This window comes from Enterococcus casseliflavus NBRC 100478 (genome assembly GCF_001544095.1).
In the GTDB taxonomy this organism is placed as follows: domain Bacteria; phylum Bacillota; class Bacilli; order Lactobacillales; family Enterococcaceae; genus Enterococcus_D; species Enterococcus_D casseliflavus.
In genome coordinates this window covers 14,473-36,324 of the sequence record NZ_BCPT01000019.1, presented here as the reverse complement: position 1 = coordinate 36,324, position 21,852 = coordinate 14,473, and the positions used below count along the sequence as shown (strand labels likewise).

At 43.3% G+C, this 21,852-nt stretch carries 23 protein-coding genes; 9 read left to right on the top strand and 14 right to left on the bottom strand.

Annotated elements, in window-relative coordinates; all coding sequences use genetic code 11:
• Positions 1-3: 3 nt before the first annotated feature.
• Positions 4-822: a sugar-phosphatase gene (yidA, locus tag ECA1_RS14150; RefSeq protein ID WP_060792834.1), complete on the top strand. Its 819-nt coding sequence runs from the start codon at positions 4-6 to the stop codon at positions 820-822.
• Positions 823-867: 45 nt separating this feature from the next.
• On the opposite strand, the gene ECA1_RS14145 is transcribed toward yidA, so the two are convergent.
• Positions 868-1,311 carry an NUDIX hydrolase gene (locus ECA1_RS14145; protein ID WP_060792833.1) on the bottom strand — a complete coding sequence of 148 codons (444 nt, stop codon included), beginning with the start codon at positions 1,309-1,311 and terminating at the stop codon, positions 868-870.
• A gap of 147 nt (positions 1,312-1,458) precedes the next feature.
• Between ECA1_RS14145 and gloA the strand changes: the two genes are divergently transcribed.
• Together gloA and ECA1_RS14135 are read left to right on the top strand one after the other, a co-directional pair.
• The gene (gene gloA, locus ECA1_RS14140) at positions 1,459-1,833 is read left to right on the top strand and encodes a lactoylglutathione lyase (protein ID WP_005228659.1); all 375 of its coding nucleotides are present in this window, start codon (positions 1,459-1,461) and stop codon (positions 1,831-1,833) included.
• Positions 1,834-1,920: 87 nt separating this feature from the next.
• Positions 1,921-2,634: a gamma-glutamyl-gamma-aminobutyrate hydrolase family protein gene (locus ECA1_RS14135; protein WP_060792832.1), complete on the top strand. Its 714-nt coding sequence runs from the start codon at positions 1,921-1,923 to the stop codon at positions 2,632-2,634.
• Between the two features lie 71 nt (positions 2,635-2,705).
• Here the strand turns inward: ECA1_RS14135 and ECA1_RS14130 are convergent, their stop codons facing one another.
• The 8 genes from ECA1_RS14130 to zapA all read right to left on the bottom strand — a co-directional run bounded on the left by ECA1_RS14130 (position 2,706) and on the right by zapA (position 10,016).
• Complete coding sequence (locus tag ECA1_RS14130; RefSeq protein ID WP_005228656.1) at positions 2,706-3,959, bottom strand: ABC transporter permease; 1,254 nt, start codon at positions 3,957-3,959, stop codon at positions 2,706-2,708.
• Positions 3,952-4,851, bottom strand: coding sequence for an ABC transporter ATP-binding protein (locus tag ECA1_RS14125; RefSeq protein ID WP_060792831.1), 900 nt, complete (start codon positions 4,849-4,851; stop codon positions 3,952-3,954). The genes ECA1_RS14130 and ECA1_RS14125 overlap by 8 nt, the downstream gene beginning before the upstream one ends.
• A 17-nt stretch (positions 4,852-4,868) precedes the next feature.
• Entirely contained in the window at positions 4,869-5,549 is a 681-nt protein-coding gene (locus tag ECA1_RS14120; protein ID WP_060792830.1) for a DUF2812 domain-containing protein, read from the bottom strand.
• The gene (locus ECA1_RS14115) at positions 5,536-5,862 is read right to left on the bottom strand and encodes a PadR family transcriptional regulator (protein ID WP_015510192.1); all 327 of its coding nucleotides are present in this window, start codon (positions 5,860-5,862) and stop codon (positions 5,536-5,538) included. The genes ECA1_RS14120 and ECA1_RS14115 overlap by 14 nt, the downstream gene beginning before the upstream one ends.
• 282 nt (positions 5,863-6,144) lie before the next feature.
• On the bottom strand, positions 6,145-6,459 hold the full coding sequence (gene trxA, locus ECA1_RS14110) for a thioredoxin (protein WP_005228645.1): 315 nt from the start codon (positions 6,457-6,459) through the stop codon (positions 6,145-6,147).
• A gap of 96 nt (positions 6,460-6,555) precedes the next feature.
• Positions 6,556-8,919: an endonuclease MutS2 gene (locus tag ECA1_RS14105; protein WP_060792829.1), complete on the bottom strand. Its 2,364-nt coding sequence runs from the start codon at positions 8,917-8,919 to the stop codon at positions 6,556-6,558.
• Between the two features lie 78 nt (positions 8,920-8,997).
• The gene (locus ECA1_RS14100) at positions 8,998-9,552 is read right to left on the bottom strand and encodes a CvpA family protein (RefSeq protein ID WP_016612652.1); all 555 of its coding nucleotides are present in this window, start codon (positions 9,550-9,552) and stop codon (positions 8,998-9,000) included.
• 23 nt (positions 9,553-9,575) lie between these two features.
• Positions 9,576-10,016, bottom strand: a complete 441-nt coding sequence (zapA, locus tag ECA1_RS14095; RefSeq protein ID WP_005228634.1) for a cell division protein ZapA — start codon at positions 10,014-10,016, stop codon at positions 9,576-9,578.
• Between the two features lie 216 nt (positions 10,017-10,232).
• Here zapA and rnhC point away from each other — a divergent pair, with 216 nt between their 5' ends.
• Positions 10,233-11,159, top strand: coding sequence for a ribonuclease HIII (rnhC, locus tag ECA1_RS14090; protein ID WP_060792828.1), 927 nt, complete (start codon positions 10,233-10,235; stop codon positions 11,157-11,159).
• 89 nt (positions 11,160-11,248) lie between these two features.
• Here rnhC and ECA1_RS14085 read toward each other — a convergent pair whose 3' ends face one another.
• Entirely contained in the window at positions 11,249-12,229 is a 981-nt protein-coding gene (locus ECA1_RS14085) for an ROK family protein (RefSeq protein WP_060792827.1), read from the bottom strand.
• Between the two features lie 158 nt (positions 12,230-12,387).
• Between ECA1_RS14085 and ECA1_RS14080 the strand changes: the two genes are divergently transcribed.
• The 3 genes from ECA1_RS14080 to ECA1_RS14070 are packed head-to-tail and all read left to right on the top strand — an operon-like array spanning position 12,388 to position 14,291.
• Positions 12,388-12,780 carry a VOC family protein gene (locus ECA1_RS14080; RefSeq protein ID WP_008380837.1) on the top strand — a complete coding sequence of 131 codons (393 nt, stop codon included), beginning with the start codon at positions 12,388-12,390 and terminating at the stop codon, positions 12,778-12,780.
• 13 nt (positions 12,781-12,793) lie between these two features.
• Positions 12,794-13,435: a sugar O-acetyltransferase gene (locus tag ECA1_RS14075; RefSeq protein ID WP_060792826.1), complete on the top strand. Its 642-nt coding sequence runs from the start codon at positions 12,794-12,796 to the stop codon at positions 13,433-13,435.
• Between the two features lie 19 nt (positions 13,436-13,454).
• Positions 13,455-14,291, top strand: coding sequence for a histidinol-phosphatase HisJ family protein (locus ECA1_RS14070; protein WP_060792825.1), 837 nt, complete (start codon positions 13,455-13,457; stop codon positions 14,289-14,291).
• A 119-nt stretch (positions 14,292-14,410) separates the two neighbouring features.
• On the opposite strand, the gene ECA1_RS14065 is transcribed toward ECA1_RS14070, so the two are convergent.
• From ECA1_RS14065 to ECA1_RS14050, 4 genes are all read right to left on the bottom strand, one after another.
• Positions 14,411-16,135, bottom strand: coding sequence for an ABC transporter permease/substrate binding protein (locus ECA1_RS14065; RefSeq protein WP_060792824.1), 1,725 nt, complete (start codon positions 16,133-16,135; stop codon positions 14,411-14,413).
• Positions 16,128-17,342, bottom strand: a complete 1,215-nt coding sequence (locus ECA1_RS14060) for a quaternary amine ABC transporter ATP-binding protein (RefSeq protein WP_005228609.1) — start codon at positions 17,340-17,342, stop codon at positions 16,128-16,130. Before ECA1_RS14060 ends, ECA1_RS14065 begins: the two co-directional genes overlap by 8 nt.
• A gap of 135 nt (positions 17,343-17,477) precedes the next feature.
• Positions 17,478-18,131 (bottom strand): GntR family transcriptional regulator, encoded by a 654-nt coding sequence (locus tag ECA1_RS14055; protein ID WP_005234303.1) that lies wholly within the window; start codon positions 18,129-18,131, stop codon positions 17,478-17,480.
• Between the two features lie 54 nt (positions 18,132-18,185).
• Complete coding sequence (locus ECA1_RS14050) at positions 18,186-19,379, bottom strand: NAD(P)-dependent oxidoreductase (protein ID WP_060792823.1); 1,194 nt, start codon at positions 19,377-19,379, stop codon at positions 18,186-18,188.
• 94 nt (positions 19,380-19,473) lie between these two features.
• Between ECA1_RS14050 and ECA1_RS14045 the strand changes: the two genes are divergently transcribed.
• The gene (locus ECA1_RS14045; RefSeq protein WP_060792822.1) at positions 19,474-20,097 is read left to right on the top strand and encodes a DapH/DapD/GlmU-related protein; all 624 of its coding nucleotides are present in this window, start codon (positions 19,474-19,476) and stop codon (positions 20,095-20,097) included.
• A gap of 194 nt (positions 20,098-20,291) precedes the next feature.
• Complete coding sequence (locus tag ECA1_RS14040; RefSeq protein WP_060792821.1) at positions 20,292-21,830, top strand: AMP-binding protein; 1,539 nt, start codon at positions 20,292-20,294, stop codon at positions 21,828-21,830.
• Positions 21,831-21,852: the final 22 nt, after the last annotated feature.

Sequence of the window (21,852 nt, the reverse complement as noted above, 5' to 3'; positions counted from 1 at the left end):
CTTATGAGTATCAAACTGATCGCCATCGATATCGATGGCACCCTGCTGAACAACGACCGCAAGATCACTCCAGCAGTTTACAAAGCATTAAAAGACGCAGAAGCACAAGGCGTGCGCATCGTTTTGTGTACGGGACGCCCCTTAACTGGTGTCCAAGATTTATTGAAGGAACTAGACTTATTTACGGACAATGATTTCGTGATTACCTACAACGGCTCTTTGGTTCAAAAAACCAAAAATCAAGAGATCATCTCTGAATTCGGCTTGTCCCAAGATGACTATCTCTTTGTTGAGATGACTGCGAGAAAATTAGGGGTTCACCTTCATGTAGAAACTGAGGATACCATGTATACCGCTAACCGCGATATCAGTCCTTACACGATTTATGAAGCCTTCTTAGTCAACATGCCATTGAAATATCGGACACCAGAAGAAATGACTGCTGACTTGAATATCATCAAAATGATGATGATCGATGATTCCGAAATACTGGATCAGATCATCCCACAATTGCCGAGTAGTTTGACCGACAACTACAATGTGGTTAAAAGTGCTCCTTACTTCTTGGAAGTCCTAAATAAACAAGCCCATAAAGGAGCTGCTGTCAAAAAATTGGCGGAGCACTTAGGCATCAAACAAGAAGAAGTCATGGCGATCGGCGATAATGAAAATGATTTAACCATGGTGGAATATGCTGGTATCGGTGTGGCGATGGCCAATGCTACTGAAAACGTGAAAAATGCCGCAGATGTCCTAACTGCTTCAAACGAAGAAGATGGTGTGGCAGAAGTAATCAACAAGTATGTTTTAGCAAATAACTAAGTGTAAAAAAAGTCAGGTTTCCATTTTATCGGAAGCCTGACTTTTTTATTTTGCCAACCACTGTTCAACTGCCCATTTATGGCTGCCGCGTTTCAATCGTTGGATCGCTTCTTCTGGCGTGTGCCATGACAACTGATTGGTTTCTTCTGTCGGTTCACAGACTTTTTTCCATTTGGTCATTAAATAGAAATAGCCGGGGTGATGGTAAAACGTGTCGCGATGGCGCGAATAGAAGTATTCAACTGCCTCCCCTAGATACTCAGCGATCTCTCCTTCAAATCCAAGTTCTTCTATTAATTCTCGCTGGATCGCTTCTTCTTTGCTTTCATTTGGTTCAATTTCACCGCCTGGTAAAAAATAGGCGCCGTTGGGTGCTTGCACCAAGATCACTTCATTTTTTTCATTTGGAAGAACGACATACGCCCCGTAGCGTGATTTGTATGGTTTTCCCGCTTCTTTTTCCCCGAACACAATTTCCTTTTCTGGCATGATTCCCTCCACCAACACTTTCTTTCCATTTTACCCTATGCCAATAGTCTGGACAAGCTGGAAATAACGCTCGGTTGTCTTTTATTCGTTACAAAAAGAGAAAATATGTTATCATACAACTATCAAGATCGAAAGGATGATTTACCCATGAAAATGGCTCACACATGTGTCCGCGTCAAAGACTTAACGGCTTCTCTAGATTTTTATCAAACTGCCTTTGGTTTTGAAGAATCTCGCCGTCGTGATTTTCCTGAACATAAATTTACTTTGGTTTACTTAACTTTGCCTGGTGATGATTACGAGCTAGAGTTGACGTATAACTATGACCATCCTGGCTATGAGTTAGGCGACGGCTATGGCCACATCGCCATCAGTACCGATGATCTAGAAGCGCTTCATGAGAAGCACCAAGCTGCCGGATTTGACGTCACTGACTTGAAAGGACTACCAGGGACTTCTCCATCTTACTATTTTGTGAAAGATCCTGATGGCTACAAAATCGAAGTTATTCGCGAAAAATAAAGCGAAGGTGATCGAAAAAAGGACCTCGTGTCCTTTTTTCTTTTTCGATTCATTTCGATTCATTTACTAGTAGAAAGGTTTGATCAAATGAAACCCATTATCGGCATCGCTGCCAATGAACGACCAATGATTGAAGAAGCAGAACATTGGTTGTCCTATACACCCAAAAATTTTGTGACCCATATCCAACAAGCTCAAGGCATTCCCCTATTATTACCAATGGGTGTCGTGGAAGATGCTGCGACTTACATCAGCAAAATCGATAAACTCTTGTTAGCCGGTGGTCACGATGTCTCCCCTGTTCACTATGGCGAAGATCCTCATCCCTTGATTCAAGGTATTCATCCTGATCGTGATGTCTTTGAATTGGCATTGATCAAAGAAGCAGTGGCTCAAAACAAACCGATCTTTGGAATCTGCCGCGGCATGCAGTTACTCAATGTCGCATTTGGCGGGAGTTTGTACCAAGATCTCTCTTTGATCGATCACCCAACGATCAAACACGTGCAATTGCCGACGTTCTTTCAATTCCCTACACATCGGGTAAAAATCAAGGCAGACAGTCGTTTGGCTGCTCTTTTAGGCACAACCTATCACGTCAATTCTTTTCATCACCAAGCGGTCAAAACAGTTGCGGATGATTTCAACGTGATTGCCACCGCTCCTGATGGTGTCGTTGAAGCCATTGAATCCACTGCCTATGGCGCACCGATTTTAGGCATTCAGTGGCATCCTGAGCTAGCCGCTCACAAGCTGCCTTCTGAGCAATCGATCTTCAACTTTTTAGTGCAGGAATTCTAAAGTCTTGCCCCTTGTTTCTAGATTTTAGCGAATAAAAAACGCCCGATCACGAAAAGGATCGGGCGTTTTGCTTATTTCTCGTTTTTCATTAACACTAGTGATTGTTTCAACGTTGCTAAAATGCCATTGTCGTTATAGATCAAGACATTTGATTTGTACATTTTTGCAGAAACCAGCATCAGGACAATTGTGGTAACAGCAAGAATCCCTACTGAAATCAATGCACCGCCGATACCCACTGTATCATTAGCAAGCCGTACTGGCATAATGAAGGAAGATAAAAATGGTACATAGGAAGTTACTCGCAAGACCACGTTATGAGGATCCATACCGCCTAGCACGATTCCAAGCATATACCCGCCTAATGAAAGATATGTTACTGGAATGATGGCTTTCGCCGTATCTTCTGCTTTGTTCACTAACGACCCGCAAAGGGCTGACAAGACCGAGTAGATCAAAATTCCTAAGAAGACGAAAACGATCGCAAACACCAGGAAGGGACCAAAAATGCCATCTGTCGAAAAGTTTGCCAACAAGTCTTTTACCATTGGGTTATCCTTGATCCAGAAATAGCTCCCGCCAAAAATCGCAACATAAGCAACTAGCTGGGTCGCTGCAACCATGATTACACCAGTCAATTTGGCATAGTAATGGATTTGCGCCCGTGTACTAGACAAAATGACTTCCATGATGCGTGTTCCTTTTTCAGAAGCGATCTCTTGTGCAATGATCTGTGCGTAAGTAATGATAAAGAAAAAGAGGATGATTGTTGCGATCATACTTACTAGTGATTGCATCGCGGTATTGTCTTCCCCATAAGTCATTTCGCCATCTTCACCGAAGGAAACTTTTTGACGATCAAGCGGTGCGACTTCACTAAGGACTGCCACTTGCTCAGCAGTCAAGCCAAGCTCACTAGCTCTATAGGAAGACTGCAACCCCGTCAATAACTGTTGGATCGTCAGCTCTAATGCTTGCCCCATTGAGGACTCGCTTAGTAATTCCCCTTGGAGCGTATCCCCTGAAGCAGTAATAAGTAACAAAGCATCAGCATCTTTGTCTGCCATCTGTTGCTGCCCTTGTTCTTCGCTGTCAACAATTTCAAATTCAAAATCATCGCCGCTTTGGTCCACAAAGGTCTGCGCAATGGCTGGTTCATTCGCATAAACGGCAATTTTGTCGACACTGTTCATACCATCAGCAAAATAACCAATGAGATAAAATGCCCCCGTTGCAATAAATGGCACGAGAATCATAATCAAAAACGAAATTGATTTGATATTTTTTTTATAAACATCTAATGCGATTACCCAAAACTTACTCATTTATTTTTCCCGCCTTCCGCTTAAAGATTTCTTCTAACGTTGGCGGTTGTTGATTGAACATAGGGATATAACCATCCGCCGTTGCTAAATCAAATAAGGTTTTTCCTACTGCAGGATCAGCAATCGTAATATCATAGCTGCCATCTTCTCTGGCAAGAACTTCCTCGACACCTGCCACTGCCAAGAGCTGTTCTTTCGTCAAGTTGGATTCTAAATAGACTTTCGTCCGCCCAAAGGATTCACGAATTTCATGAACTTTTCCGTTTAAGACGGTTTGACCATCCCGCAGCATAATCAAGTGATCGCAGATTTTTTCCACATTATCCATATTATGACTGGAGAAAATGACACATGAGCCATTTTTTTTCAGTTCAATGATCCCATTTTTCAACAGTTCTGCATTGACGGGGTCTAACCCACTAAATGGTTCATCTAAAATCACCAATTTTGGTTCATGGATCAACGTTGAGATCAGCTGAACTTTTTGCTGATTTCCTTTTGATAGCGATTTGACTTTATCGGTTTTCTTGCCTTTGACTTTAAATTTGTCCATCCAATAGTCGATTTTTGGTACGATGTCTTCTTTCTTCTTGCCTCGTAACCGCGCGAAATAGATCAATTGATCTTCAATCGTTACTTTTGGAAACAAGCCGCGTTCTTCTGGCAGATAACCAATAAGATTGTATTCTTTTTCACTAATTTTGTGGCCATCCCACAATACTTCCCCTTGATCAGCTTTCAAGAAATCCAAGATCAATCGGAATGTCGTCGTTTTACCAGCACCATTTTGACCAATCAAGCCCATGATCTGTCCATCATTGATGGTAAAGGACAATTGATCGACTGCTGTATAATCGCCAAATGTTTTTACTAATTGTTTTGCTTCTAACACATGCTCACCTTCCCTGTCTAATAAAATATATCACTAAAGAAAAAGCCGATACCGGCGCCAATGATCGCTCCGACAAACATCAAGATGACGGTATCGCGGATCACTCGTTGACGCTTCGCCAGTTTCTCTGGTTCATTGTAATAACTTGCTCGATTTTTATATAAGAATTTCATCAGGATCGTGGTTAATCCTACCCCAATCGGGATAAACACCAGCCCCGTAATCAAACCTAGTCCAAAGGACCAAAATGGATTTGTGCGAATATTGAAATAACGGATTAGAAAATAAATTGCTGCTAATATCACTAAACTGATCACCGAAAGTAGAATCGATTTTTTCATTAAATACCGAGTTTCATTATCGATCCGTTCTTGATAGCTTTCTTGGTCACTGAAAATCGCAGGTGTGTCAGGAGACGCTTTAAAATAAAAATAGCGATCTTTATAGTTGCTGATATAAGTCCAGCCTCCTGCTTGATACATCGCTAAGTAATCAACGATCTCAGAGGGCTCTCCTTCGAAAAAGTCTACTGCATATTTGGTCGTTTCTGGGTCTCCTTTGATAAACTTCAAAAACCCTAACCGATTCATCTTCACAAAGTGCCACCCTGACGACGCTTGTTTTTGCAGACGAACCATTTCCTTTTCTGGGTAATAGGCTACACCAAGTGAAAGAAGGTATTTCTTATTGATGCCCATCTTGCTCTCCCCCTAACGCTTCGAAAACCTGTTCTCCGATTTGGTAAAATAATTTGCGCCGTTGAATATCTTTCTCCAGAACTTGTCTTCCTTCTGGTGTAATCTGATAGATTTTTTTTCGGTCAACGCTCTCCTCTAAATCGATCCACCCCTTTTTCGTCAGCTTCTTTAAAATCGTATACATCGTTGCGGGACCAATCTCAAACGTCCCTTGGCTTAGCTCATGGATCTGTTTCATGATGAGATACCCATGTTTCGGCTTTAAAAGCGCTAATAAAATCAAATAGGTTGAATCTGTCAATGCCTCATCCATTTGATTCCTCCGTCCCACTAGCTATATCACTTAATGATATATTATCGAATGATATAACCAGCGTCAATCTTTTTTTTCTGATCTGCTAACATTGCTGGAGAATGACTGCTTTCTTAATGTTCATTCTCACTTTTCTCGTTAGCAATTGAGTGAACCCCAACAGCAGTGCATGGAACAAAGAGTAGAAGTTAGAAACGTCAAAGGCATTCTTCAAAGACTTTGTCCCCAAAATAAAAAAAGCAATAGCCACTTTCGGCTATTGCTTCAAAAACGTTTCTTCTATTACATATGTTCCGCAACTAAAGCTTTCAATTGATCTTTTGTATGCACCCCAATTGCTTTATCAACGACTTGGCCGTCTTTTTTCAACAACAAAGTTGGAATAGACATGATCCCGAATGAAGCTGGTGTTTCAGGATTTTCATCCACATCCATTTTCACGATCTTCAATTCGTCTTCCTCATATTCATTCGCTAATTGTTCCAAGATCGGCGCTTGCATCCGACATGGACCACACCAAGTTGCCCAAAAATCAATAAGGACTAAGCCTTTATCGGTTTCTTCTGAAAAAGTTTTATCAGTAATTTCTTTTGCCATCGTACTTCCCCTCCATTTTTAAAACTAAAAAAAGTATACCACGTATCGGAAGTTTTTTAAAATCGTCTGCTTACAAAAGGTAAGGGTTCTTAAAGGTTAGTTAAACTTCACAATGGTCGCCCCATTGCCCCCTTGATTTGCTGGCGCAAATTCAAAACTTTTCACCGAGCGATGGTTTTTCAAATAATCGGTAATCCCTTGACGCAGCGCACCGGTTCCTTTTCCGTGGACGATCGTCACTTGCGGATAACCTGCCAAAATCGCCGCATCCAAATATTGATCCACTTCATTGAGGGCTTCTTCGTACCGCTTGCCTCGTAAATCCAACTGATTGACCACTGGACTGCTGTCAGCAGAACGAATCGTATTGACGATACGCTGTGTAGGCTCCTTCACTGGCGCTGCTGGTTGGAGATCTGTTTCTGGCAAATTCATTTTCAAAATACCGATTTGGACTTGCCATTGATTTTTGCCTGCTTTTTTCAACAAGACTCCTCGCTGCCCATAAGAAGTTACGAGCACTTCGTCTCCTTCTTTCAGCGTCTTGGCTGCCTTGGCTTTTTGCAGAACCTTGTTTTTTTGCAGATGTTCTTCTTGCTGTAGACCTGATAATTTGGTGCGCGCGTCGATCAGCTCGTGTTCTTTGACCTTCGTTTGACCGCCGGCTAACTGCATTTTACGAATATCGGCAATGATTTTTTCAGATTCTTCTTTGGCTTCTTCAACGATCTGATTGGCTTTTTGACGAGCTTTCGCCAATTCTTTTTCACGTTCTTCAAAGAAATAACTATAGGCTGCTTCTAGCTCTTGGTGCAAGCGGGCCGCTTCTTTTACATGATGACGGACTTCAAGATACTCGGTTTCCGTCATTTTTCTTCGATTTTCTAAATCAGCGATCATTTCATTCAGGTCTTGGCTTTCTCCATCCATGATCTCTTTGGCTTGATCAATGATCGTCTCTGGCAAGCCAAGTCTTTTCGAAATTTCAAACGCATTGCTTCGTCCTGGAACCCCGATCAACAAGCGATAGGTCGGACTTAAGGTATCAACATCAAATTCCATAGAGGCATTGATCGTATTGGATCGGTTATAGCCATAAACCTTCAATTCAGGATAATGGGTCGTCGCCATGACATAAGCCGACTTAGCCCCAAGTTCGTCCAAAATCGCAATCGCTAGTGCCGCCCCTTCTTGAGGATCGGTTCCTGCGCCTAATTCATCAAAGAGAACTAAGCTTGTCTCGTCGACTTTTTTCAACACTTCAACGATCGTTGTCATATGAGAAGAAAAAGTCGATAGACTTTGCTCAATGGATTGTTCATCCCCAATGTCCGCAAAAATCTCATTGAAGACACCCATTTGGCTTTCTTCTTCTGCCAAAATTGGTAAACCAGCTTGGCCCATGATCTGCAATAGCCCTAATGTTTTTAAGGTGATGGTTTTCCCACCGGTATTCGGCCCAGTAATGACAACGGCTTGATAGTCTTTTCCAATCGTAATATCGTTAGGAACGACTTTTTCTTGATCGATCAATGGATGACGTGCTTGCTTAAAAAAGACATGGTTGTCTTGATTGATCGCTGGTACGATTGCCTTCATCTCTTTTCCAAAACGAGCCTTGGCATTCATGAAATCCATGATCCCGATCACATACGCATTATGGAGAATCTCTCTTTGATATGGGGCTAACTCTGCTGACAATTCTGCTAGAATACGTGTAATTTCATCCCGTTCCGCAATTTGATGCTGGCGCAAACGGTTATTTTGTTCCACTACTTGTTTCGGTTCGATAAACAAGGTTTGACCAGAGGAACTTTGGTCGTGGACTACCCCGCCGAAAACACCTCGGTACTCTTGTTTGACTGGAATCACATAACGCTCATTTCGCATGGTTACGATCGTATCACTTAGATACTTTGCATTGCCACCTCGGACGATGCCATCCAATGTCTCGCGAATCGTCCGTTCTGCTCGTCGGATCGATTGGCGAATTCCACGTAGTGCTGGAGAGGCATCATCTGTGACTCGGCCATCCTCATCGATAGCTTCTTTCAAGCGTCGATTCAAGGTTGGCAAAGACACCAACTGTTCTTCCCAGTGATACAAGCGGGAAAATTCAATCTCGCTTTCAGACAAATCAGCAAAAAAGCGTTTCAATTCCTGCGTAGTTGATAAGACACGGGCAACTTGTGCCAACTCAATGCCATTTAAATCGGCGCCAATTTCGATCCGTTTCATTTGGGGACGAATATTCTCAATCTTTGGTACAGGGATTCCGCCTCTTAAACGTTGGATCTTGATCGCGTCTTCTGTTTCTGCTAGCCAAGAGGAAATGACTTGCGCATCACTTGATGGCGCAAGCTTTGCTAAGGCTTCTTTTCCTTGGGCTGTTACAATATACTGACCGATTTGACTCTTTACTTGTTCAAATCCTAAAACATCAAGGATCTTAGTATTCATTCTTTTCTCACCTGCTTTGTTTTAACTTTTTGTTCCTAAGAAAAAGGCAGAATGGCTCTGCAACCATCTGCCTGCTTTTTACCCAATCACATCTGTGATCCACAATCGATAGAAGTAATCTGAGAGAATCGGCGACCGATCAACGATGAAATTCGCAGTTCCGCTCGTTTCAAACAGATTTTGAATCGTGGCAAACGGGATCATTGAGAGAATCATGAAAAACATGTACAAATTGATATACATCAAGATAACATTCAAAACACCCGCAACTGCCCAGTCATAACCACCTAAAAAACGTAGGCGTTTGTAACGCAAACTGTCTGCAAAAATCACTAATAGTTTGGTGATCAGCCAACCAGCAAAGAGCACCATCACAAAAGCGATGGCCGCATAATAGGCTTTGTCTAAATCTAAAGCCAGTTCCATATCGTAGTATTTTAACTTTGAATCCGCCGTTACTGACATATAAGGAACATAGAGCTCAATTTTTTTCGCAATTTCTTGGTAATTCGCAACTGCAAAGAAAAAAGAGAGCAAATAGCCCAAAACTGAGACCAATTGTAAACTGGTTCCGCGCCGCGCGCCGCCATAAAAGGCTGCCAACAACAAAACCAAGACAAATAATCCAATCATTTAGGAATCCTTTCTACGCCGCACTACCCATGGGCTGTCTTTTCTTGAATTTTTCGTTTCCTTTGTTCATTTAAGATCTGTTGTGCTTCCACATGATTATGGATCTCCACATCACTGCGACCTGTCTCATCGAGAACTTTCCGTGCTTCGGATTCGATCGCTTCGATCCGCTTGATGCGATTCTCAAGCTCCGTTGCTTTAATGGCTTGTCCCCGCAACTCGTCCACTTTTTTTTGTAGGACCAACAGCTGTTCTTGTTTTTTCAGCTGGTCGGAAACAGCGTTGATCGCTAATAAGATCGACGCTTGTTCTTGATCGGTTTGTGGCGATAATTGCATGATCTCAAGCAGTTGGTCATTGACCAATCTTGTCACCATATCCATGTGTTCTTTGCTTTCGCGTCCAATAATCGTGTAACTTTGATTCGCGATAACTGCTTTATAGCGTTTCTTTTGCTCCGTCATAGGAATATTTCCTCCCATTGCTTACATTCTGCTCTATTCTATCACTTATTGAACATGTGTCGCAAACTCTTAACTATTATACGTGATTTTCTTATGAATTTCCATGCCAATCGTTTGTTTGCTGATCGTCTTAGTAAAAAAGAATAAGAAGTATGGTAAAATCTTAAAGTATCCTTTTGTCTACCTAAAAAAAGACAAAAAATCAGGAGGAATCAAATGAGTACGATCGTTATCAAAGTACCAACTTCAACTATCCAAAAGATGCAGCAATTTTACCAACGAGATTTACTAGCTAAGAAAGTTCCTTATACCGTGTTTGTCGCCAAAAAAGGGCCAACGACGATCACTGCTTATACGTCAGGAAAAGTCATGTTCCAAGGAGCGACTGCTGAAAAAGAAGCTTCCTTATGGGGCGATACGGCAAGTGCTGTACCAGATAAGAAAAAAGCGACTGTTTCATCCACTGCGTTGCCAGCAGGATTTAGCGAAAAAAGCGTCGTCGGCAGTGACGAGGTCGGTAATGGCAGTTATTTCGGTCCTTTGGTGGTCTGTGCCGTCTATGCAAAAAAAGAGCAATTACCACAGCTGAAAGCTTTAGGAGTCAAGGACTCAAAAATGCTGACAGATCCAGAGATCCGTAAGATGGCGCCGAAAATCAAAGAATTGGTTCCTTACCAATTGCTCACTGTCACGCCCAGAAAATACAACGAGATCCAACCAAAATACAACACGGTCCGAATGAAAGTTGCTTTGCATAATCAAGCCATTCGTTTGCTTTTGCAAAAAATTGCTCCTGAGACACCAGATGCCATTTTGATCGATCAGTTCACGAGCGAAAAAAATTATCGCACCTATTTAAAGTCGGAACAAGCAGCGGTCACTGAAAAGCTCTATTTTGCGACGAAAGGGGAACAATATCATCTAGCAGTAGCGGCAGCCTCTATTTTATGCCGTACAGTCTTTTTGGATGAATTAGATGCAGCCTCCAAAGAAGTCGGTATGCGTTTGCCTTCTGGCGCCCACGCAGCTGCTGACCAAGTTGCAGCAAAATTACTGCAGCAAGGTGGCATAGCACTATTAGGCCAATATGCCAAACTGCATTTTGCGAATACCAAAAAAGCACAGAAACTCGCCAAGCTGTGAGTTATCGTATTTTCAAAAAAACTGCCGCTACTTCTGAATAAAGGAAGCAGCGGCAGTTTTTGTCCTCAGTACCAGTTGAATGCTGGGAATCAAAGCCCTAAGCCCGCTGCTTCGATTCCCATCGTGATCAACCCAGCCAAATAATTTTCTGAAAACCGATCGGAAAAGTGTAATTTTGGCAAGACGCCATATTGAAACACTGCTGCCAGCTGCTTTTCCAAAAAGGAGCGCGACACGAGCGCCTGCCATTCAGAGGGCAAAAACAAAATGACTTGATGCGGGTCCGTCACTGCCACGATCGCTTGAAGAGTGGCAGTCACTTGTTCTGGGATCGCCTCTGTTGCCAAAGGGTAAGAAGCCGTGTAGAGATGCGGCAAATGCTTGATTTCGCCACTTAAATGGTTGGCTCCTTTAAAGAGCTGTTGGTCGATGACCAGTCCCGCACCTGGCGGATAATTTTTCGGAAAATAAATGCCAGCCACGATTTTTTTCTCTTCTTTGAAATGGAATACCGCTGCATTCACGTCATTCTCAATAAGCGTTTTTACCGCGATCTCCTTTTCAATCAATTCCCCTAGCGCCATGTCCTTAAATGCTGGAGCATCCATGATCTTCAGTCTTCCAGCAATTTCCACACCAGGAATTCCCACGACTGCCAAGCTGATTTTCGGGTATTCCTGTTTTATCTGACGAATCACTTGCAAGAACTGCGGCAATCGGCCCTCTGCTGACTGCTCATGATGCAAAATGTTCCCGATGAGATCGACGACTGAAAAACGAATCACGATCTGCTGGTCTTCTTCGATAAATTGAATGATCAACAACAGTGTCCGTTGCGCATTGTACTGGTAAGCCGCAGCTTGACGTCCTCCCGTTCGTTGCGGTTGATCCGTCGTCAAAAGCAACTGCTTTTCAATCAATTCAGGAAGCAGCTTGTTGATCGTTACCACGCTTAATTGAGAGGCATCTGCCAGTTGGCGCTTGGTCATAGGCGCTTGCTGCTGTTTTAGCAAATCCAGCAATACTGCCTGATTATGTAATTTAATGGTTGTTGGCTGATAAGCTTTCATTTTTCTCCCCCTCAACGCTCCTATTTTAACAGATAAAAAGCTGGGAATATACCTTTATTAATTTTGTTAACAAAGGTATAATAGAAGCAACTTATTAAACAAAGTTTACTAAGTTCAAAAAAAACGATTTATGTTGCTTATTAAAGGAGTTGTCGATAATGAAAATTGAACACATCGCACTATATGTCAATGATTTGGAAAAAATGAGGACATTTTATGAAACCTACTTTCAGGCGGTCAGCAACCAAAAATACCATAATCCGAAAACAGGCTTTCAGTCCTATTTTTTGACCTTTGATTCTGGAAGTCGGTTAGAATTAACGACCAAGAAATTTTTAAGCCCTCGTGTCAGCGAGAGCTTAGGCTACACTCACCTTGCGATTGCAGTTGGTGATCAAGCTGACGTCGATCGATATGCTCAACGGTTTGTTGAAGATGGCTACCCTCTTTTAAATGGTCCTCGTACAACAGGCGACGGCTATTATGAAGCAGTTGTCCAAGACCCCGAAGGCAATTTGATTGAATTAACCACCGACGATTTACCGTCTTAGAAAGGATTTTGCAATGAAAGAAGACTTTGATTATCAAGCGATGTTGGCTGGTCAATTGTATCAAGCTGCTGGCATTCTCCCTGAGAATGGCTCAGCAGAGGGAAAAAAACGTGCCCAGGAAATCAACCATTTACCAGTCGATGACCGAGAAGGAATCATCGCCAAAGAAAAAGCACTCTTTGGCAAATTTGGGCAGCATTGCTTTGTCCAACCACCCCTTTTTGTTGATTATGGTCGCCATGTTGAGATTGGTGATCACTTTTATGCCAATATGGATTGCATTTTTTTAGATGTCAATAAGATTCTGATTGGTGATCATGTGATGGTGGGACCACGGGTCAGCTTCTATACCGCCGGTCATCCAATCGATTCTGTGGTCCGCAGTCAAGATTTGGAATTTGGCCTACCGATCACCGTCGAAGATTACGTTTGGATCGGGGGCAATAGTACGATTTTACCAGGTGTCACGATCGGCAAACATGCCATCGTCGCTGCTGGTTCCGTCGTCACAAAAGATGTGCCGCCGAATACGATCGTCGGCGGCAATCCAGCCAGTGTGATCCGTGAGATTCAGCCGGCTGACAAAGAGCATTGGGAAACTGCCGCCCAGCTCTATCATCAAAAACGAGCAGACTGGCAGAAGCAGCAAAAATAACGAAACAAAAGGAGACGCCATGATTTTTACAGACTATCACGTTCATAGTGATTACAGCGATGATTCTTGGTATTTGATGGAAGATGTAGTCAAAGACGCCATTAAACTAGGCTTAGCAGAAATCTGCTTTACCGATCATGTGGATTATGGAGTCAAAGAAGACTGGCAAGCGACGGATACGTACCTCGTCGGAGCCAATAAAGTCGTAAAAAATGTCTACTACGACTTGTATTTTAACGAACTGGCAAGATTAAAGGAAACATACAGTGACCAAATCAAGCTAAAAACTGGGCTGGAATTTGGGATGCAAATGCACACGATCCCACAATTTACCCGTCTTTATCATTCGCATCCCTTTGACTTCATTTTACTTTCCGTTCATCAGGTAGACGATCAAGAATTTTGGACTGGAGAATTTCAAAAAGGACGCAGCCAACAGGAATGCTACGAGCGCTATTATGATGAAATGTATCAGCTAGTCACGACATATAAAGAGTATTCCGTCTTAGCCCATATGGATTTGATTCGTCGTTATGTAGATAAAGAGAAGGACGCTTTTGAACAAACGAAAGAACAAATCGCAGAGATCTTGAAAGTCGTGATCAAAAATGGCAAAGGCATTGAACTGAATACCTCTTCCCACCGTTACGGAATCAACGGGTATACGCCATCGATCGAGATCCTCAAGCTTTATCGTGACTTGGGGGGAAGCGTGCTAACCATCGGCAGCGACAGTCATAAACCAGAGCAGCTCGGGTTTCAAATCAAAGAGGGACAAGATCTTTTACGATCATTAGGATTTACTGAACTCTGTACGTTTGAACAGATGCAACCGATTTTTCATCGTTTTGCTTAACCTGCACAAAAGCTCGATCTTTTGCAAAAATCATCCCCTCGTCTTTCGTTATGAACCTAAGTATTTTTAATAACAAAAAGAACGACCGCTTCAATCTGCGGTCGTTCTTTTTTTAGAAATTAGTTCGTCCAAGCAGCAACTTCTTCTGGGTGATTGGCTACCCAATCTTTGGCTGCATCTTCGGCTGACGTTCCGTCATTGATTGCTAACATGACTTCTTCCATGTCTTCTTGTGTCCAGTTGAAACGATCAAGTACTTCGTAGACTTCTGGCATGTCATCTGCTAATCCTTGGCGTACAACAGTGTTGATGCTTTCTGCTTCACCCATTGTTCCTTCTGGATCATCCAGATATTTCAGATCATATTTCGCAAACATCCAATGTGGAGACCAGCCAGTAATAACGATCTCATCTTGGTTCTTGATGGCTTGGCCTAATGCCACTGTCATCGCTCCTGAAGAAGAGGTAGCGACATTCCAATCTGAAAGGTTGTCATACGTTGCAACTGTATTTTCCGCTGCATTTACAACACCAGCGCCTGGTTCGATACCAGTGATGGTTTTTCCAGCTTCGTCAGAAAGGTCTGCGATGGAATCTACATCCATATAACTTGGTACAACGATCCCCAGTTTTGCCCCCTCTAAGTTAGGACCTAAGTTTTCAACTTGGTCTTGGTACTGTTCATACTGGGATTGATGCGTAGATGGTAGCCAAGCAGCGACCATCCCGTCAACTTCCCCTTTTGCCACCGATTCCCACATGATGGCATTATCCAAAGGCGTCGTATTGACTTCGTAGCCCATTTGCGACAAAACTTCTGCCACCACATGGGTAGATGCAACTTCCGTATCCCATTCGACATACGCCAAGTTCACCGTGCCTTTGCTGTCAGAAACATTTCCAAAGGCAAACGATGCTCCAATCAAAGCAACGACTACCGCTGCAGCAATTCCGCCAAAAAGACGTTTTTGTTTGCGACTTGTCTTGCTGGCTGCTTTTTGATGTGCCGAACGATTCAAATTCTGGGTAAAGCGATCCATGATGATCGCCAAAATAACTAAGGATACCCCACTGACAAATCCGTTACCGACTTGTGCTCGTTGCAAGGCGGACAAGACGCCGCGCCCTAACCCAGGAGCACCGATCATTGACGCGATCACGACCATTGATAATGCCAGCATCGTGGTTTGGTTGACCCCAGCCAAAATAGTGCTTTTGGCTAGTGGCAATTCTAATTTGATCAGTTTTTGCCAGCCAGTCCCACCGAAGGAATCAGAGGCTTCCACCAATTCACGAGAAATTTGGCGAATCCCTAAGTTCGTCATCCGAACGGTTGGTGGTAGAGCAAAGATCACTGAGGCGAAGACCCCAGGAACCATCCCGATCCCAAAGAAAGCAACCGCAGGAATCAAATAAACGAAACCAGGCATCGTTTGCATAAAGTCTAAGATCGGCGTCACGATACTTTGCGCTTTTTCGCTTTTCGCCATTAAGATCCCTAGTGGAATCCCAATGATGATCGAAACCAAACTCGACAACAAGACCAACGTCACGGTGTTCATCAAGTCTGTCCATAACCCTTGGTTATAGATGAACAGCAACCCGACAAAAGTAAAAGCTGGCAAGCCGAATTTTTTGCGTGAAACGAAAAAGGCAGCAGCCGTCAATAAGACGATCATTAATAACGGTGGTACAAACAGTAATACATTTGTAATAGCGTCCATGATAAATTGTCCGAAAGACTGTAAGGCTGAAAACAATCCACTGAAAGTTCCTGTTAGCCAATCAGTAAAGTTTTCGACCCAATCAGCCACCGGAATCGTATGTTGTAAGAAATTATCCATTTGTCACTACCCCTTCCTCTGCTTGAGCGGCTGAATCAGTCTCAGCCAATGCTTCAATCACACTTCCGCGGATCACGACTCCGATCAAGCGATCGTTTTCTACCACGGCTAAAGGTGTAGGCGAATCATAGATCAAATTGAAGATATCCGTTACCAGCATATCTTTATCGATCTTTTTAACATTTTTATCAATAACTTCCTTCAAGGTCAGATTGTTTTTCCGTGCCTCACGAGCAGACTCGGCTGTCAGGCTTCCTTTTAGGTGACGACGTTTGTCGACGGCTAACAGCATGCTGACTTCTTCTTTCCGCATCCGGTTCAATGCTACGCTTGGTCCATCGATCTCGATGTTCGTCGTCAATGCTGGGACCATGATGTTTTGCGCAGTCAAGACTTTGGAACGATCGACATCTTCCACGAAATCACGCACGTATTGGTTGGCAGGATTCGTCAAAATATCTTCTCCTGTACCGATCTGCATGATCTGACCATCTTTCATTAAAGCGATCCGGTCACCGATCCGCAAGGCCTCGTTCAAATCATGGGTGATAAAGATAATCGTTTTTTGAACATTGGCTTGCAATTCTAAAAGTTCATCTTGCATTTCACGGCGAATCAGCGGATCTAATGCTGAAAAGGCCTCATCCATCAAGAGGATCTCTGGATCATTGGCTAACGCACGGGCAAGTCCCACACGCTGTTGCATCCCTCCAGACAGCTGGTCAGGGTATTGGTCTTTAAAAGAAAGCAATCCTGAGTTTTCTAACGCTTTTTCCGCTTTCGCTGTTCGTTCTTCTTTCGAGACCCCACGGACTTCTAATCCGTATTCTGTGTTCTCTAAAATCGTCCGATGAGGGAAAAGGCCAAAGCTTTGGAAAACCATGTTGATTTTGTGACGACGAACTTCTCGCAGTTCTTCTTTACTCATTTTGGCAACATCCACGCCATCTATGTAAATATCTCCGCCAGACGGCTCGATCAATCGATTCAATAGGCGAATCAATGTTGACTTCCCGCTTCCAGAAAGGCCCATGATGACGAAAATCTCGCCTTCGTTGACTTCAAAGTTCACATCATAGACCCCGACGGTGGCACCTGTTTTTTCTAAAATCTCGTTTTTGCTGCGTTGTTCTTTGACCATGGCAAGAGCTTGCTGCTTTTTCTTACCGAAGATTTTGGTTAAGTGTTCCACTTTAACTTTACTCAAATGATTAATACTCCTTTTTCTGAAAAATTTCACGAAAGTGACCATACTATCTTAACAAGATGTGGTCACTTTGTCAAAAAAAATTTCCCACTGCTTTTTCTTTTGCAAAAAAAGCATGGGAATCAGGAAAAAGAATTACGCTGAATGGTCCGTTGGATAGAAGAAATTGGTCATGCGCTGCAACGCCAATTCATTCCCGACAAAATAAATCGTATTGCCTGCACTGAATTTCGCATAAGGTCCTGGTGACAACAACAATTCTTCGGTTGTTTGGATCGCGATGATCGTCGCCCCTGTGGCTTGCCAAATATTCAATTCATTGATACTTTTTTCCAAATGCTGCGCCTGTTCCGTCAGCTGAAGTTCAAAAGGCACAAACGGACTCATATGGTGGACCTTTTTGGTTTGCTGCACTAACGTGTTCAGCAAGTCAGAAAAATTATCCAGCTCTTGCTGCTGCCGCTCCACACTGTCTAAAATATCTTGTCTAATTTCTTGGATCGACTGCACATCTTGGTATTGTTCCACAAAGGCCTGTGCTTTTTCCTTTGAAGCAATATAGGCGCCGCTGCCATGACGGACGTCCATGATTTCTAAATCAACTAATACATTGATCGCTTTGCGGGCTGTTTCAGGAGAGACATTGAAATTGCTGGCTAACGTTGAGCGTGCATGGATCTTTTGCCCAACTTGGTAGCGATTTTCAACGATTCGTTCCGCGATCGCTACGGCAATCTGCTGATAACGAGGCAAAGCGACCTTCTTTTTATCTTGAAACTTATTCGTCATGATGAACTTCCTTTACTTTTTTTTCATCATAACAAGAAACATTGTTGGTGGCAACTATTCACTGGTTCGCGAATTTTTGATCAAGCGGGCACGAATGATCGCTGTTTCTTGCTGTATCTGCTGCTGTAGATCTTGCAGCAGTGTTTCATTTGTCTCATCAAGATCAATCAAAGTATAGGCAACTCCGGCTTTTCTCTCACTCGCCAAATTATCGATATCCACGCCTGCTTCAGAAATGATCCGCAATAATGGGGCAAAAGCACCAGGCTTGTCGTGATAAAACAGCGCTAAGCGATACGGTGCCATAAAAGGCAACTCTGCATGGGGGAAATTGACCGATTCTTGAATCGTCCCAGCGCGTAAATAGGCATGCATGCGATCAAAAACTACGTGATCCCCCTTTTCCAAGGCATTGGTAGTACTGCCGCCGATATGCGGATAACACAACACTTTCGGTTGTCCGATCAAGCCCGCACTAGGAAAATCAGTGATGTATTGTTTGAGCTGATTTTTGGCTAATGCTTCTAAGACGGCTGCTTCTTCCACGATTTCCCCGCGACCAAAATTCATCAACACTGCATTTTTTTTCATCTGCTGAATCGTTTGTCGGTTCAGCATGCCGTGGGTCTCTTGACTTAAAGGGAGCAAAACCACCACAAAATCTGATTCGGTCAACAGCGTTTGCAGGTCACTGACTTGTTCGTAATCTTGGGCCGCTTTTTTCGTACGGGCATAGCCGAGGACTTCCATCCCTAGCTGACGACAGGCTTTTGCCACCCGTTCACCGATCTCTCCTAAGCCTAAAATACCGATGGTTTTTCCAGCTAATTCTTCGCCGATCACTTCTTTTCGCCGTTCTTCAGCTACCTTCAACACATCTTCTGCTTCAATTTGACCTGACGTTAGCTCTTCTTGCAAATCGGCTACTGTCTGGATGGCTTTGAATAAGGGGCGGACGCTGAGAAATAAATTGGATAGCACCAACTCTTTGACTGCATTGGCATTGACACCAGGACTATTGAAAACTACTGTGCCATTTTGAGTACACCGTGCCAAATCGATCGTATTGGTGCCTGTTCCTGAGCGAGCGATCACAGCTAATTCTGGTGTGATCAATTCGTTAGGAACCGTTGAACTGCGCACAAACAGCGCCTCTGGGGCCGCTTGATTTTTTAACGCGTATCCTTTTTTGATTGCTCGCTTAGCTATCGTTTCGGTCATCTTATCTAACTGATAAATCGTCTCCATAAAGCAGACCTCCTTTTGTCTTTAGTGCGTATTAGTCAAATAGTACAAAAAAGTGCGGTAAAATGATAGCAATACGCAAGAGAGGATGATTTCTATGCACCTATCGATCACAAATTTTCCAGATGAACAGCCGATCGTTGGCAAAGACTCGCAGCTTCAAGACACAACTTTAGGAGACTATGTCGAAATTGGCGAAGCCAATCACATTGATCATTCTTCCATCGGCAATTATACCTATACGGGGCAATATTGCTTTATTCAGAACAGTCAATTAGGACGTTTTATCAGTATCGCAGCGATGGTCCGCATCGGCCCTACCAATCATCCCTATGAACGCCCTAGTCAGCATCTTTTTGCCTATAATGGCGAAGGCTATGGATTTGCGCCAAAGGACGAGTCCTTCTTAGAAAAACGCAAAGCAAAAACGACCGTCATTGGCAATGATGTCTGGATCGGCCACGGTGCCGTGATCCAATCTGGTTTGACCGTCGGTGATGGTGCCGTGATCGCCTCAAACGCAGTCGTAACCAAAGATGTGCCGCCTTATGCGATCGTCGTCGGGGTTCCAGCAAAAGTGATCAAATACCGCTTTGATCCAGAAACGATCACTGCTTTGCAAGAAATCGCTTGGTGGAATTGGAATCGTGCAGAATTAAAAGCACGCTATTTAGACTTTCGCCTCCCAATCGAAGATTTTGTAGCAAAATACACCCGTTGATTATGCACTTTTTCCGCTTAGCACGAGGAATGAATGATAACACATCACAGTCATTCATTCTTCGAAAGTCTTTGCCCGGATGATTTTTTAGAAATAAATAAAAAACACAAAATATCTATTGTATCGAGGAATTCCTGTGCTAAAATGGAGAAATCAAATGAAGTTTTTCACGAACTTTTAAAGGAGTGTTCTATTTGTCCATTTTAGACTATCGTCCATTGAATCTATACACCAATTATCGAGAAGCTGCTGAGACGTTTCCTGACACCCCCATCATCCATGATGAAGTGTTGCCAGCATTTCCTGAACTTGGCTATCGTAGTACCTACCGTTCGAGCCATGAAATGATTTTAAAGCGTGCTTATCAACTTGCCTCACTTGGCGTGCAAGCAGGAGATAAAATCATTCTGTATAAATCTTCAAAATTCGATACCTATTTATTAGCAACGGCTGCTTCTTACCTTGGCGCAGTGCCTGCTATGATCTCTTACCATTTCCCTGCTGAAACCATCGAAGTGTTTGTGGATCGCTTAGAAGATCCATTCATCTTATTTGATGAAGAAACCGAAGGCCGCGTCGCACAAGTGAAAAATAGCAGTACTGACAAACAGATCGCTGTTCGTCATTTGCTGCAGCAGCCAGCGGAACCACTGGAACAAACTGAATTACCGGTGGATCAAATTTCCTATATGACCCATACTTCTGGAACGACGGGTATTCCAAAATTGATTTGTCATTCAGCAAACTCCATGGGCTGGCGGACAAAATGGCAAAAAACGATCTTCACCAAGATCGATCGCACCAAAGCTGACTCTGATTTAATTGCGTTCCATATTTCACCGGTGCACTCCCGCTTCAACATCGGTATCTCCTCCTTGATGGCGATGGGCTTCCCGATGATGCCATTAGCCAATGCCAACGGCGCTCATGTCGTAGGCATGTTAAAAGAATACCCACCGATCGCTTTGGAAACTCATCCAAACAATTTTGTCCAATGGAGCTTTGTGGCAAAAGAACAACCAGATGCTTTTGCTAATATTCGTTACTATCACTCAACCTTTGATGCTATCAACAATCAAACAATGGCGACTTTTTTAAATACTTCAGCAACAAAAGAAGCACTCTTTTTACAAGTCTATGGCCAAAGTGAGTGCGGGCCAATGATTCTAAAAGCACATACCTTAGAAAGCATCACTACCAACGATGCCCGTGATATGGGTGTCGGTCTGGAGGACTTAACGAGAGCGCGGATCGCCGATGCCGAGGGCAACGAGCTGCCAGCCAATACCGATGGGCACATCCATTTCCTTTCAAAAGGACGCGCGTTGACCTATTATAAAGAAGATCAGCGTTTTGCTGACAATGTCTATGGCGCTTGGTGGGACAGTGGTGATTACGGCATGATGGATGATCAGGGACATCTTTACTTAAAAGACCGTCAAGTGGACTTGATCAAAAATATTGAAAGCAATCTTGCCTTGGAAGACCTTTTGCTGGATCATTTAGACTTCCTTGCCGAAGTCGTGATCGTTCGCGACAAAGAAAACTCACCGCAACCAATCATTGCTTTAGCACCAAATCGTCAAATGGATTGGGATGCTTGGTGGAAAATGGTGGAAGATCTCCCTCACCTCAATCAGCCAATTTTACGCGACTACGAAGATATCCCACGAACAGCAACCATGAAAGTCCAACGACTACAAATTGAAAAAGAATTCAAAAACGCAGAATAACGCAAAAGAAACGGCCAGCAGA

Bases quoted from the DNA above. Each gene is read 5' to 3' on its own strand.
- ECA1_RS14120 (WP_060792830.1), bottom strand. From the start codon at position 5,549: ATGGGCATCAATAAGAAATACCTTCTTTCACTTGGTGTAGCCTATTAC.
- ECA1_RS14050 (WP_060792823.1), bottom strand. From the start codon at position 19,379: ATGGAGACGATTTATCAGTTAGATAAGATGACCGAAACGATAGCTAAG.
- ECA1_RS14105 (WP_060792829.1), bottom strand. From the start codon at position 8,919: ATGAATACTAAGATCCTTGATGTTTTAGGATTTGAACAAGTAAAGAGT.
- ECA1_RS14130 (WP_005228656.1), bottom strand. From the start codon at position 3,959: ATGAGTAAGTTTTGGGTAATCGCATTAGATGTTTATAAAAAAAATATC.
- rnhC (WP_060792828.1), top strand. From the start codon at position 10,233: ATGAGTACGATCGTTATCAAAGTACCAACTTCAACTATCCAAAAGATG.
- zapA (WP_005228634.1), bottom strand. From the start codon at position 10,016: ATGACGGAGCAAAAGAAACGCTATAAAGCAGTTATCGCGAATCAAAGT.
- ECA1_RS14055 (WP_005234303.1), bottom strand. From the start codon at position 18,131: ATGACGAATAAGTTTCAAGATAAAAAGAAGGTCGCTTTGCCTCGTTAT.
- ECA1_RS14080 (WP_008380837.1), top strand. From the start codon at position 12,388: ATGAAAATTGAACACATCGCACTATATGTCAATGATTTGGAAAAAATG.
- ECA1_RS14070 (WP_060792825.1), top strand. From the start codon at position 13,455: ATGATTTTTACAGACTATCACGTTCATAGTGATTACAGCGATGATTCT.
- ECA1_RS14135 (WP_060792832.1), top strand. From the start codon at position 1,921: ATGAAACCCATTATCGGCATCGCTGCCAATGAACGACCAATGATTGAA.
- ECA1_RS14145 (WP_060792833.1), bottom strand. From the start codon at position 1,311: ATGCCAGAAAAGGAAATTGTGTTCGGGGAAAAAGAAGCGGGAAAACCA.
- trxA (WP_005228645.1), bottom strand. From the start codon at position 6,459: ATGGCAAAAGAAATTACTGATAAAACTTTTTCAGAAGAAACCGATAAA.
- ECA1_RS14075 (WP_060792826.1), top strand. From the start codon at position 12,794: ATGAAAGAAGACTTTGATTATCAAGCGATGTTGGCTGGTCAATTGTAT.
- yidA (WP_060792834.1), top strand. From the start codon at position 4: ATGAGTATCAAACTGATCGCCATCGATATCGATGGCACCCTGCTGAAC.
- ECA1_RS14065 (WP_060792824.1), bottom strand. From the start codon at position 16,135: ATGGATAATTTCTTACAACATACGATTCCGGTGGCTGATTGGGTCGAA.
- ECA1_RS14115 (WP_015510192.1), bottom strand. From the start codon at position 5,862: ATGGATGAGGCATTGACAGATTCAACCTATTTGATTTTATTAGCGCTT.
- ECA1_RS14100 (WP_016612652.1), bottom strand. From the start codon at position 9,552: ATGATTGGATTATTTGTCTTGGTTTTGTTGTTGGCAGCCTTTTATGGC.
- gloA (WP_005228659.1), top strand. From the start codon at position 1,459: ATGAAAATGGCTCACACATGTGTCCGCGTCAAAGACTTAACGGCTTCT.
- ECA1_RS14045 (WP_060792822.1), top strand. From the start codon at position 19,474: ATGCACCTATCGATCACAAATTTTCCAGATGAACAGCCGATCGTTGGC.
- ECA1_RS14085 (WP_060792827.1), bottom strand. From the start codon at position 12,229: ATGAAAGCTTATCAGCCAACAACCATTAAATTACATAATCAGGCAGTA.